Source organism: Erythrobacter sp. THAF29 (assembly GCF_009363635.1).
Lineage (GTDB): Bacteria > Pseudomonadota > Alphaproteobacteria > Sphingomonadales > Sphingomonadaceae > Erythrobacter.
Genome location: NZ_CP045392.1, coordinates 992413 through 1004795, shown reverse-complemented (window position 1 = coordinate 1004795; position 12383 = coordinate 992413). Strand labels below are relative to the sequence as shown.

Below are 12383 nucleotides of genomic sequence, written 5' to 3'. Positions count from 1 at the left end.
CCTTTCAGGCCGCCTCCAGCGCCCTTCGCCAACGCGCCAGCCGGTCGTCGCGCACCGCCCGATCCATACCGGGCGTGAACCGGGTCAGCTCTCCACGCATTGCCTCGGCGGCGCTTGCAAGATCGGGGTAGAGGCCCACCCCGGATGCCGCGAGCATTGCTGCACCAAGCGCGGTGGTCTCGACGAAACCGGGCCGTTCGACCGGCACGTCGAGGATGTCTGCCAGATCCTGCGCCATCCAGCTGTTCGCCGCCATCCCGCCGTCGATCCTCAGCGTTTCCCATGCGGTCCCGTCTGCGGCGAAAGCCCGTTCGAGATCGTAGGTCTGGTGCGCCATTGCCTCGAGAGCGGCTCTGGCCAGTTCGGCCTTACCGCTTGCAAAACTGAGGCCGGTGATGACCCCGCGCGCATCGGCCCGCCAATGGGGTGCCCCCAGCCCCGCGAGCGCCGGCACGATCGTGACCCCTCCGCTATCGGGGATCGAGCGCGCCAGCTCTTCGGTTTGGCTGGCGACTTCCACGATACCGAGCGAATCGCGCAGCCACTGCACGAGGCTGCCCGCCACGAAGACCGAGCCTTCGATGGCATAAGTCCGCTCGCCGGCGATTTGCGACAGCACCGTGCCGAGCAACCGGTTCTCCGATTTCGGGATTACGCTCCCCTGGTTGGTAAGGACGAACGCGCCCGTGCCATAGGTCGCCTTGGTCTGGCCGGGCGAAAGGCAGGCCTGCCCGATCGTCGCCGATTGCTGGTCGCCTGCCATTCCGGCGACAGGGATTTCGCGTCCGAAGAGCGCCTTTTCGGTCACGGCCAGGTCGCCCGACATGTCGATCACCTGTCCAAGCGCGGCATGCGGCACGCCGAACAAGTCGCACAACCCCTCGTCAAAGCCCTTTCCCGCGAGTTCGAGCAACAGCGTGCGGCTGGCATTGCTCGCATCCGAGACATGCGCGCCGCCCGTCAGTTTGAAAGTCAGCCAGCTTTCGACCGTGCCTAAAGCGAGCGTGCCCTTTTCCGCCGCCGCGCGCACTTCGGGCACATTATCGAGCATCCAGCGCATCTTCGTTCCCGAGAAATACGGATCGAGCAGCAGGCCGGTGCGCTTCTGCACGTCCGCCTCGTGCCCTGCATCGCGAAGCTCGGAACAGATCGGTTCGGTCCGCCGGTCCTGCCAAACGATCGCGCGGGTCAGCGGCTCGCCGGTTGATTTGTCCCAGGCAACAACAGTTTCGCGCTGGTTGGTGATGCCGATCGCGGCGATGCACGCTGCACCGCCTGCCTTGGGCAAGATCTCGACCGCGCAGGCGAGCGTCTTGATCCAGATCTCCTCCGCATCGTGTTCGACCCAGCCGCTCTTGGGGTAATGCTGCGTCAATTCCTGCTGCGCGCTCGCTACATATTCGCCATCGGCAGCGAACAGCATCGCGCGGGTTGAGGTGGTCCCTTCGTCGAGAACCAAAATGTAATCGCTCATGCAGATCCCCTTCTCATGCGTGACTTCTGCAAAACTCATCTCCATATGCAAGAGGATGGCAGGCATTCCTCCCAAACCATGGCCGACGGGTGAGGCCGAGCAGGTTGAGCCGCTGGTAAAGCGGGTGCTCGCGCCTAACCCCTCGCCCTACACCTATACCGGTACGCAGACTTACGTCGTTGGGCAGGCAGACGGCCCGGATTGCGCGGTGATCGATCCGGGACCGAACGAGGCCGACCATATCGAGGCGATCATGGCGGCTGTGGGCGATGCGAAGGTGCTGGCAATCATGTGCACCCACACCCACCGAGACCATTCGCCCGCCGCAGCGCCGCTCGCCGAGCGGACCGGTGCCCCCGTGGTCGGCTGCGCGCCGCTCGCCATCAAGACCGACCTGCCGCGCTCCGACGAGGCGTTCGACACGACCTACGCGCCTGACAGGGTGCTCGAGGACGGGGAGCAGATGCGCGGGACCGGGTGGACGCTCACGGCGGTCGCAACGCCCGGACACACCTCGAACCACCTCTGCTTCGCCCTTGAGGAAAGCGGAGCATTGTTTACCGGCGATCACGTGATGGGATGGTCCACCAGCGTGGTGATTCCGCCCGATGGGGACATGGGCGACTACATGTCGAGCCTGGAAAAGCTGCAGGCGCGCGACGATGTGGTTTATCACTCGGCCCATGGAGCCGCGATCACGAATCCCAGGCAATTGGTGCGCGGTATGATCGGTCACCGCCGCCAGCGCGAAAACCAGATTTTGCGGCTCATGGACGAAGCGCCGCGCGCAGTCTCCGAATTCATCCCGGATATGTACAAGGGGCTGGACAAGCGCCTGGTCCCCGCTGCCGAGATGAGCGTCACAGCGCACCTCATCGATCTTGAGAGGCGCGGGCTTGCAGGGCGCAGCCTCGAAGCCGGTGTGGAAGTCTGGCGCACGAATTGACGCGCGAAGCGAGGCTCGCCTAGTCTCCCGAAGTTATCGGGGTCGCTTGAATCTTTTAGGGGGAGATCAAGCCGATGGCTACTGCTGCACCGCACGCAAGTGTTACGCATACCGAGGCGCGCTTTTTCTTCATAATGGCCTGCCTGATGGCGGCGACCACGATCGGCGGTTTCGCGCTGATGGCGGCGATGGGAATTTCGAGCTTTTCGCTACCCGCGATCTACCACATCCACGCCGGCGTCTTCATCGCGTGGACCGCGCTCTACGTCGCGCAGAACTCGCTGATCTGGCGCGGGAATACAGCGACGCACAGGAAGCTCGGAAAGAGCGCGGCGGTGCTGATCCCGGTCATGGTCGTGCTGGCGATCACGATCACCTTCATGACCTTGCGCATCACAGGAGGACCGCCCTTCTTCGCGCAGGCAGAGTTCCTCGCGGTCAACCTCTTCCACATCACAGCCTTCGCAGTGCTTGCAGGGTGGGCGCTCAAGCGGCGGCGCGAGACAGACTGGCACCGGCGGCTGATGTTCGGCGCAATGGCGACCGTCGGAGCGCCGGGGCTTGCCCGCCTGCTGCCGCTGCCGCTCACCATTCCCTACACCTTCTACGTCGTCTTCGGCGCAGCGCTGGTCTTCCCGTTGATCGGCATGATCGCGGACAAGAGGATGCACGGCGAGGTGCACCGGGCGTGGTGGTGGACGATCCTGGTGCCGGTCGCCGCTCTGCTGATCGGCGAAGTGCTGGGCAACACCGCCTTCGTGCAAGGCTGGGTGGCGGAGTGGGTGGCTGGCACGCCGGGCGGCGAGCGCCCTGCCGGCCCGTTCATACCGCCGGGATTCTAGGCCATTTGCGCGGCGTAATCCCCGCGTACGAAGTTTTCCGACAGCGCGAATTTCTGGATCTTGCCCGATCCCGTCAGCGGAAATTCCGTGACCCATACCCAGTGCGCCGGGGTCTTTTGCGGGGAAAGCCGCTCGCGCAGGAACGCCTTGAGCTCGTCGTTCGAGGGCCGCTGCGGCCCGTCCGCGACCCGCATGAAGGCGGCGACGATTTCGCCCCATTTCTCGTCCGGCACACCGGCAACGGCGACCTCGGCGATCGCGGGATGTTCGAGCAGCGCCGCCTCGATTTCGGCGGGGAACAGGTTTTCGCCTCCGCGAATGATCATTTCCTTCACCCGGCCGGTGATCTTCACATATCCGCGCGCGCTCATGCTGCCGAGATCGCCGGTGTGGAGCCAGCCTTCGGCATCGATCGTCTCGGCGGTCGCCTGCGGATTGTCGTTGTAACCGACCATCTGGTTGTAGCCGCGCATGCAGATCTCGCCCTGCTCGTCGATGGCGCATACCTCGCCCGTCTGCGGATTGCGGATCGAGACTTCCATGTGGCTGCAAGGCTGGCCGATGGTCTCGATCAGTTCCTCGCCTGAATCGCTCGGCCATGCGGCGGTGATCGCGGGCGAGGTTTCGGTCTGGCCGTAGACGATCAGGATCGGCACGCCGAACACCTCCTGCGCGGCGGCGTTCAATGCGGGCGGCACCATCGCCCCGCCGCTCACCACCGTCTCGACGCTCGAAACATCGGTTCCGGTCGCCTTGGCCGCCTCGATGATCGCGAAGATCATGGTAGACACGCCGCCGAGGACTTCCGGCTTTTCCCGCTCGATCGCCTTTGCCACCGCGACCGGATCGAACACCGAGACCAGCAGCAGCGTCGCCCCATGCGAGAAAGTGCCGAGCACGCAGACCGCGCTGCCCGCGGTGTGGAACAGCGGGAACGGGCAGCAGACCTGCTTCCCCGGCGCGAGCTGCCAGCGCACGAACACGTCGTGATTGCTCTGGATGAGCCCGTGCTGGTGGAGCAGCACGCCTTTGGGAAACCCGGTGGTGCCGGACGTGTACTGGATCATCACCACGTCGCCGGGCTTTGTCGGCCGCAGCTCGCCATCGCCCTCGCCCGCGAACAGCTCATGCGGGTCGGTGATGTCGATGATGAAGTCGGCTGCCTGAAGGCCGGCCGCCGCCTCGTCCACCACAGGTCGCAGCGCGCTGCCACGCACATTGGGCTGGTAATAGACCGCGCCCGATCCCGATTGTTCGAGCACATAGCGCACCTCGCGCGGGGTGAAGGACGGGTTCACCGTCACCAGCGTCAATCCGGCAAGCCCCGCGCCCAGCTGGACGAGCACCCATTCGGGGCAATTGCCGCCCATGATCGCGATCCGCGTGCCCGCCGGATGCCGCGCGGCGAGCGCCCGCCCGCAGCGTTCGGCATGCGCCAGAAGCTCGGCATAGGTCCATTCGCGCCCGATCGAGCCGTCCGCCAGAAGTTCGCGCAAGGCCTTGGCATCGGGCCGCACTACTGCCTGCTCGCGCAGCACGTCCTCGACCGTGCGTTCGCGATATTCGGTATCGGCCTGGGCCGGACAATAGGCTTCAGTCAGATCGAGTTCGTACATCGGCAATCCCCTCCGGGGCGACCCTAACACACTTCGCTCGCAAATCGGCGCGTCGATTCCTATGTAAAACGCAGGAAAATTGTGCGAGGGAACGGCTCCATGAGCATCGAAACCAAGATTCCGAGCGGCGAGGATCTGCTTGCCGAGATCGACCGCCTCCGCAAGGAGCGCAACGCTGTCATCCTCGCGCATTATTACCAGACGCCCGATATCCAGGACATTGCCGATTTCGTCGGCGATTCGCTGCAACTCTCGCAGCAGGCGGCGGAGACCGATGCGGACGTGATCGCGTTTTGCGGGGTCAAGTTCATGGCCGATACCGCCAAGATCCTTTCGCCGGAAAAGATCGTCGTCCTGCCCGATATGGATGCCGGGTGCAGCCTCGAAGACAGCTGCCCGCCCGAAAAGTTCAAGGCCTTCCGCGAAGCCCATCCCGATCACATCGCGCTGACCTACATCAACTGTTCGACCGAGGTGAAGGCACTCTCCGACATCATCGTCACCTCGTCGAGCGCGGAGACGATCCTCCAGCAGATCCCGAAGGACCAGAAGATCATTTTCGGGCCCGACCGGCACCTTGGCGGCTACCTGTCGCGCAAGTTCGACCGCGAAATGCTGCTGTGGCCGGGGGTGTGCATCGTCCACGAGGCGTTCAGCGAAACCGAGCTGCTCAAGCTCAAGGAGGAATATCCCGATGCGCCGGTTGCCGCGCACCCGGAATGCCCGCCCGCGATCATCGACCACGCAGACCATGTCGGCTCGACCAGCTCGATCCTGAAATTCGCCAAGGAATTCGAAGGCGACACGCTGATCGTCGCGACCGAGCCGCACATCATGCACCAGATGGAAAAGGCGCTGCCAAACAAGACATTCATCGGTGCGCCGGGTGCGGACGGGAACTGCAACTGCAACATCTGCCCCTACATGGCACTGAATACGATGGAAAAGCTCTACGTCGCGCTGCGCGACCTCGAACCGCGCATCGAGATCGACGAGGAGCTTCGGATCAAGGCCAAGCGCAGCCTCGACCGTATGCTGGAAATGGCGAGCGATACCGTCGGCAAGGGCGATGTCGGCAAGATCGATATCGAGGACATTCCCGAAGACGAAGTGCCGAGCGGGGATTGATGCGAGTCGCAGCGGCGATCTTCAATCGCCTCAAGGGCTGGCGTTTTTCGGGCACACCCGATCAAGGCGAAGCGCAACCGCATTGGCCGTGCAATTACTGGGAAGTTTGCAAACAGCCTGCGGGTAAGGTGATTTTGCGCGACCCGCTCTATGGCGACAAGCGCGAATTCTTCGTCTATGAGGGCGATTTTGGCGGCAGAAGGCACGCAATCGCAGTCAACGAGGTTTCCAGCGGCGTCTTCGCCGTGTTCGAAAGATCAGGATAAAGCCGGGGTCTCGCGCGTTATCCCCCCATGACAGCCGAAATCCGCTTCTTCTGGGCGCGCCTTAACGCCAATTACTGGTTCTACCCCGCGCTCTTTGCGATCCTTACGGCGTTGCTCGCCTTTGGGATGGTCTATCTCGATCGCAACGGCTTTGCCGAGGCGCTGAACGAGGCCGAATGGCTCGTGCCCGTGCGGCCGGGTGGCGCATCCGATATCCTGACCGTCATGGCAGGCGCGATGATCGGGGTCGCCTCGACCGTTTTTTCGATCACGCTCGTTGCTGTGACCTATGCGAGCGGCAATTACGGACCGCGCCTGCTCACCAATTTCCTCGAGGACAAGGGCAATCAGGTCAGCCTTGCGACCTTTATCGGCACCTTCGTCTACGCGCTGATCGTGCTGCGCGCAGTCCGCGCCGAAGGGGAGGCTCCCGCCAATGCCGCCCAGGCCGGAGGCGATGCCTTACCCGGCTTCGCGCCGCAGCTATCGCTGCTGGTCGCCTATATCCTGATGGCGGCCTGCGTGGGTGTGCTGGTGTTTTTCCTTAACCATGTCCCCTCCTCGATCCGCATCAACAAGGTGCTCGAAAGTATCGGAAGGCGACTTCTCAACGTCGTGCGCGAAACCTATCCGGTCGAGGATTCCTTCGCCGATGCACGCGAGGGCGAAGGCGGCGAGACGATCACCGCGTGGGCAACCGGCTATGTCCAGATGATCGATTTCGAGGATCTCGAGAAGAAGGCGCGCGATTGCAGCGGGACATTTTCGCTTCGCGTGCGGACAGGCGATTTCGTCCATCGCGGGTTGCCCTTGATGGACGTCAAGGATGCCGATGCGAATAACCTGGAAGATAGCATTCGCGAGGATTTCACGCTCGGATCTGTGCGCACACCCGAACAGGATCCCCAATTCCTGATCGACGAACTGGTCGAAATCGGCCTGCGCGCGCTCTCGCCAGGGATCAACGATCCCTTCACCGCCATCACCGCGCTTCACTGGCTGGGCGCCGCGATAGCCGAGATCGGAAACCGCGATCTCAGGAAAGACATTTGCGGCGAGGATGCAGAGAACTGCCCCGTCATTCCGCTTGCCGACAGTTTCGAGCACTATGTCGGGCGCGGGTTCGGCTCGATCCGAAGCGCGGTAGCTGCCAGCCCCAATACGGCGCGTGTCATGCTGGAAGTGCTCGCCAATGCGGCGCGGACCATGCCTCACGAAACCCGCCGCAACCTGCTGCGCGAGGAAGGACGCCTGCTTCTCGAACAGGCCGAGGCCAAACTGACCGGTCCCGATATCGAGCGGGTGCGCGAGCGATACGAAACTTTCCACCGTGCATTTGTGGAGATGGGCTAGCCCCGTTTCGCCGCGATCCCCGGCCCTGCCTTACGCTGGCTTGCTCTTGCCACCACCAGCGCGCTGCCCAGCAGCACCATCCCGGCGATATCGAGCGGGGTGAGCACTTCGCCGAAAACGCTGTAACCGATCACCGCGGCTACCGCAGGCTGGGTCAGCAGCGCAAGCCCGATCACGAGCGGGGGAAAATGGCCGAGAGAGAAGACCAGCAGGCCCTGCCCGATCAGCTGGCTGGTAACGAACAGGATCAGGATCGGCGTCCAGTCGGTCGGCCAGACCGGTTCGCCCAGAGCAAGCGCGATGGCCAGCAGCACCGGGCAAGCGAATATGCTCACCCACACGAGCAGGCTCCACGAACCGAACTGCGCCCCTTCCCTCTGGCGCTCGCTCTGCAGGGTGAGCAGGTAAACCGCGTAAAGGACGCCCGCAGTCAGGCAGAACAGGTCGCCGATGAATGTCTGGGTTGAGATTTCGAGGCTGCGCCCCAGCAATATGCCCGCCCCCGTCAGGGCAAAGACGATCGCAACCCATTCGAGCCCGCGCGGCAGCATCCGCGCGACGATGAACCCCCAGAACAGCAGGATGATCGAACCGGCATTGCCGAACAGAGTGGCATTGCCCAGCCGGGTCAGGCCGATCCCGACATGCCAGCTGGCAAGGTCCATTGCGAAGGCCGTCGCACCGACCGCGACCAGCACCAACGTCTTTCTCGGCATTCCGCCCATTTTCTGACCCGCCATGCGGGCGAATACGATGAGGAAAGGCAGCGCGAGGAATAGCCGCCAGAATGCGGCGGAGACCGGGCCGGTATCGGCCATCCGCACGAACCACGGACCCATGGCGAGCGCGACATTGCCGCCCAGCAGCGCCGCGAGAAGCAATGCCGCGCGCAGGTCGAAAAGTTTTGCTTTTTCCGCCCCCTCTTTTTCCATGGTTGCGCCCTACCGCGTGAGGCCCCAAGTGAACAGCCAAGCAACGAAACAAGGAGGGATTTGCCCGCATGCATGAAGTTTTGTTCCAGCCGCTCGAACTGGGCGCAATGACCGCGAAGAACCGCATATTCATGGCGCCGCTCACCCGCGGGCGCGCCGCCGATCCGATGTTCACGCCCAACAAGATGATGGAAACCTATTACCGTCAGCGCGCAAACGCTGGCCTGATCCTGACCGAGGCGACCGGTATCAGTCGCGAAGGACTCGGCTGGCCTTCAGCCCCCGGCATCTGGAGCGACGAGCAGGTCGAGGCGTGGACACCGATCACGCAGGCCGTGCACGACGAGGGTGGCCTTATCGTGATGCAGCTGTGGCACATGGGCCGGCTCGTCCACCCCTATTTCCTCGACGGCAATCCCCCTGTCTCGGCCAGCGCGACCAAGGCTCCGGGCGAGGCGCATACGCCGATCGGCAAACAGGAATATGCCGAGGCGCGCGCAATGACCAAGGAGGATATCGAGCGCACGATCGCCGATTATCGCCACGCTGCGGAAAACGCGAAAAAGGCTGGCTTCGACGGTGTCCAGCTGCACGGCGCGAACGGCTATCTTATCGACCAGTTCCTGCGCGATTCCTCCAACCTTCGTACCGACGAATATGGCGGGCCGCCCGAAAACCGCGTTCGTTTCATGCGCGAGGTGCTCGAAGCGCTGATCGACGTCTGGGGCGCGGACCGCGTAGGTATCCGGCTTTCGCCCAATGGCGAGACGCAAGGGGTGGACGACAGCGATCCGGCGGCCACATTCGGCGAGGCGGCAAGGGTGTGCGAGGAGCTCGGCCTTGCTTTTGTCGAGCTGCGCGAGCCGGGACCGGACGGCACCTTTGGCGCGACCGACGTTCCCAAGCAGAGCCCGCTCATTCGGGAGATTTATTCCGGACCGCTGGTCCTGAACTCCGACTATGACGCGGACCAGGCTGCCGCAGACGTAGCAAGCGGCAAGTGCGATGCGGTGAGCTTTGGCCGTCCGTACATCTCCAACCCGGATCTTGCGACCCGCATCAAGGTCGGCGCGCATTTCAATCCGAACAAGGACGTGCCGAAAAGCTGGTACTTCCCGATTCCCGAGGGCTACATCGACTACCCGACGCTCGAGGAAGAACAGGCAGCCGCTTCGAGCGCGGCCTAGTTTTCGAGCGGCGGCGCGACCGTCGGCGTCGAAGCTGGCGACGGAGCGACTTCAGGGGCCGGAGCAGCGGGAGGCGCTGCTTCGGCCTCTTCGCTTTCCGGTTCGTCATCGGCAGAAGACGCAGCGCTCGAAGCGCCATCATCGTCCGTCGCCGACCGTTCGGCAGGCGGCGATTGCGATGTCAGTTCGCCAAGCGGCAGCATGGCGTCGCTGATCGTACCGCCAAGCACTTCGCCCGCAGCCTCCCCTCCCTGTTCAATCTGCTCTTCACCCGCAGGATCGTTGTCGCCGCAGGCGACGAGCAACATGAGCGGGATAGCGGCGATGATCGGACGAAAAGTCATGACGGGCACGCCTTTCGCCCCGACTTGTCGAGCGCGTCAAGAAAATCCTGCGACCGCGCAATCAGCGCCTCGTCCCATTCCTGCGGAGAGACGTTCTTGCCGAACCGCGCGAGACTGGTGACGCCGAATTCGTCTATTCCGCACGGAACGATCCCGCCGAAATGCGACAGGTCCGGATCGAGATTGACCGAAAAGCCGTGCATCGTCACCCAACGCCGAACCCGCACGCCGATGGCGCCGATCTTGGCCTCGCGCCCGTCGATATCGCGGGTCCAGATGCCGACGCGCCCTTCCGCGCGCCAGCTTTCGACCCCGAAATCGGACAGGGTATCAATCACCCATCCCTCGATCGAATGGACGAAACAGCGCACGTCCTTGCCGCGCCGGTTGAGGTCGAGCATGAGATAGCCGACCCGCTGTCCCGGCCCGTGATAGGTGTAGCGCCCGCCGCGCCCGGCCTCGATCACTTCGAAGCGGGGATCGACCAGCTCGCTGATGTCCGCGCTCGTGCCTGCGGTGTAGACCGGCGGGTGTTCGAGCAGCCAGATGAGCTCGTCCGCCTCTCCTGCGGACACTGCGGCGTTGCGCTTCTCCATTTCTTCCAGCGCACTACGATAGGGCACCTGCGCGCTTTCGCGCCGCCACTCGACTGGGCGGTTTTCCTCAGGAAGATGGGCCGTGCTTGCCATCCCCTGTTGGTGGGGGCATTGCGGGACGATATCAAGCCATAAGGCATGGGAACGGGCGCGAGAGGCGCGTGAAGGGGAATGCGATGAAACTCGACATGAACGCCGTCTGGTCGCGCGGGGTCGCGCTGGTGCGCGAGAATTTCCAGCTGCTCGCGGTGATCGCGGGCGTTTTCATCCTGCTGCCTACGGTAGCGATGTATTTCCTCATTCCCGGCATGGAGCAATTCATCGTTCCAGGCGCCGATCCCGAGATCGTGCAGGAAAAGATGCTCGAAGTGATCGGGCCGCTGCTCACCTATGGCCTGATTGGAAGCGTGATCCAGTTCATCGGTTACGGCGCTATGGTCGCGCTGATGGGCGATAACCGCCCGACCGTGGGCGAGGCGCTGTCGACGGGCGCGAAATCGGTGCTGCCGATCATCGCGGGCTTCATCATCTTTCTCGTGCTCTACATGGTCGCGGCCATCGTGATCGTCACGCCTATCGCGATGCTTGCAGGTGCCGTCGGCGTTCCCGGACTGGCCGCCATCGCGCCCCTGTTCGTGATCGCGGTCGCGATCTTCCTGATGTCCCGGTTCTCGCTCACCATGCCGGTCGTCGTGGTCGATCACGTCTACAATCCCTTGAAGGCGGTGAAGCGCTCCTGGGATTTGACCGGGCCCAATCAGTGGCGCGTGATGGGCTTCTGGGGAATCCTGTTTGTCGCCTACATGGTCATTTCGCTGCTGCTCCTCGGCGTGTTCGGAGTGCTCGCAGCGATGTTCGGCAGCGGCACCGGCGGCACGCTGATCCTTGGCCTTTCCAACGGGCTGATATCCCTTGCCGTAGCAATCATCCTGAGCGGACTCGTCGTTGCCATGCACGCTCAGCTATCGGGTCCCAGCGACCGCCAGATCAGCGAAACCTTCGAATAGCGCCTGCGATCAATCTTTCGCCTTCCACGCCCAGTAAAGCTTGCAAGGCAGAATATTGAGCCATTCGAAACCTTCGTCGATCCGCTCGAAGAAGGGTTCGGATTCGTCGCGCACCGCGCTCGTGAATTGGTAAGCAAGGAAGCCGCCGCCCGGTTTGAGCACCTCGTGTGTCGCCTTTGCGATTGCAGGCGCGACGCCTTCCGGAAGCGTGGAAAAGGGCAGGCCGGACAAGACGTAATCGGCTTTCTCGATGCCAAGATCGGTCAGGATCTGCTCGACGTTTTCTGCTGAACCCAGGACCGCGTGGAAACGCTTGTCGCGGATCGTGCGCTGCAGGAATTCGATATAGAGCGGGTTGGTGTCGATCACGACGAGCGCGCCGTCACCGCGAAGCTTGTCGAGAACAGGCCGGCAGAATGTGCCGACGCCTGGACCGTATTCGACGAAAACCTCGCACTTGCCCCAATCGACGGGCGCAAGCATTTTGCGAATAGTAAAGCGCGAGGACGGAATGATCGAGCCGACCATCTTGGGATGCTCGAGAAATCCGCGAAAGAAAACAGCCCATTGCGCGGTATAGTCGCGCCAGCGAGCGCGCAGTCCTGCGCGCCGGGCGATTGCCGAGATATTGCCTGACATTGATCCTCCACTGACACTCGGCATTGGGGGAGCGCCGGGTGCAAGACCCTTGC

13 protein-coding genes are annotated in these 12383 nt (G+C 63.2%); 7 read left to right on the top strand and 6 right to left on the bottom strand.

Features of this window, described 5'->3' with window-relative positions; translation table 11 throughout:
• Positions 1-4: 4 nt before the first annotated feature.
• Positions 5-1474 (bottom strand): glycerol kinase GlpK, encoded by a 1470-nt coding sequence (glpK, locus tag FIU90_RS04960; protein ID WP_152433772.1) that lies wholly within the window; start codon positions 1472-1474, stop codon positions 5-7.
• Positions 1475-1529: 55 nt separating this feature from the next.
• On the opposite strand from glpK, the gene FIU90_RS04955 reads away from it, so the two are divergent.
• A complete protein-coding gene (locus FIU90_RS04955; RefSeq protein ID WP_152433771.1) occupies positions 1530-2420 on the top strand; it encodes an MBL fold metallo-hydrolase in 891 nt (296 codons plus the stop codon).
• A 74-nt stretch (positions 2421-2494) separates the two neighbouring features.
• On the top strand, positions 2495-3262 hold the full coding sequence (locus FIU90_RS04950; protein WP_152433770.1) for a hypothetical protein: 768 nt from the start codon (positions 2495-2497) through the stop codon (positions 3260-3262).
• On the opposite strand, the gene FIU90_RS04945 is transcribed toward FIU90_RS04950, so the two are convergent.
• Positions 3259-4878: a class I adenylate-forming enzyme family protein gene (locus FIU90_RS04945; RefSeq protein WP_152433769.1), complete on the bottom strand. Its 1620-nt coding sequence runs from the start codon at positions 4876-4878 to the stop codon at positions 3259-3261. The two genes, FIU90_RS04950 and FIU90_RS04945, sit on opposite strands and share 4 nt — an antisense overlap.
• 99 nt (positions 4879-4977) lie before the next feature.
• On the opposite strand from FIU90_RS04945, the gene nadA reads away from it, so the two are divergent.
• The 3 genes from nadA to FIU90_RS04930 are packed head-to-tail and all read left to right on the top strand — an operon-like array spanning position 4978 to position 7625.
• Positions 4978-6006: a quinolinate synthase NadA gene (gene nadA / locus FIU90_RS04940; RefSeq protein WP_152433768.1), complete on the top strand. Its 1029-nt coding sequence runs from the start codon at positions 4978-4980 to the stop codon at positions 6004-6006.
• The gene (locus FIU90_RS04935; RefSeq protein WP_152433767.1) at positions 6006-6272 is read left to right on the top strand and encodes a hypothetical protein; all 267 of its coding nucleotides are present in this window, start codon (positions 6006-6008) and stop codon (positions 6270-6272) included. The genes nadA and FIU90_RS04935 overlap by 1 nt, the downstream gene beginning before the upstream one ends.
• Positions 6273-6299: 27 nt before the next feature.
• Positions 6300-7625, top strand: coding sequence for a DUF2254 domain-containing protein (locus FIU90_RS04930; RefSeq protein WP_152433766.1), 1326 nt, complete (start codon positions 6300-6302; stop codon positions 7623-7625).
• On the opposite strand, the gene FIU90_RS04925 is transcribed toward FIU90_RS04930, so the two are convergent.
• Positions 7622-8557, bottom strand: coding sequence for a DMT family transporter (locus FIU90_RS04925; protein WP_152433765.1), 936 nt, complete (start codon positions 8555-8557; stop codon positions 7622-7624). The genes FIU90_RS04930 and FIU90_RS04925 overlap by 4 nt on opposite strands.
• Before the next feature lie 68 nt (positions 8558-8625).
• Between FIU90_RS04925 and FIU90_RS04920 the strand changes: the two genes are divergently transcribed.
• Positions 8626-9744 carry an alkene reductase gene (locus FIU90_RS04920; RefSeq protein WP_152433764.1) on the top strand — a complete coding sequence of 373 codons (1119 nt, stop codon included), beginning with the start codon at positions 8626-8628 and terminating at the stop codon, positions 9742-9744.
• On the opposite strand, the gene FIU90_RS04915 is transcribed toward FIU90_RS04920, so the two are convergent.
• Positions 9741-10088, bottom strand: coding sequence for a hypothetical protein (locus FIU90_RS04915; protein ID WP_152433763.1), 348 nt, complete (start codon positions 10086-10088; stop codon positions 9741-9743). The genes FIU90_RS04920 and FIU90_RS04915 overlap by 4 nt on opposite strands.
• Positions 10085-10777, bottom strand: a complete 693-nt coding sequence (lipB, locus tag FIU90_RS04910; protein ID WP_152433762.1) for a lipoyl(octanoyl) transferase LipB — start codon at positions 10775-10777, stop codon at positions 10085-10087. The genes FIU90_RS04915 and lipB overlap by 4 nt, the downstream gene beginning before the upstream one ends.
• An 83-nt stretch (positions 10778-10860) precedes the next feature.
• Between lipB and FIU90_RS04905 the strand changes: the two genes are divergently transcribed.
• On the top strand, positions 10861-11691 hold the full coding sequence (locus FIU90_RS04905; RefSeq protein ID WP_152433761.1) for a hypothetical protein: 831 nt from the start codon (positions 10861-10863) through the stop codon (positions 11689-11691).
• Between the two features lie 9 nt (positions 11692-11700).
• Here FIU90_RS04905 and FIU90_RS04900 read toward each other — a convergent pair whose 3' ends face one another.
• The gene (locus FIU90_RS04900; RefSeq protein ID WP_152433760.1) at positions 11701-12330 is read right to left on the bottom strand and encodes a class I SAM-dependent methyltransferase; all 630 of its coding nucleotides are present in this window, start codon (positions 12328-12330) and stop codon (positions 11701-11703) included.
• Positions 12331-12383: the final 53 nt, after the last annotated feature.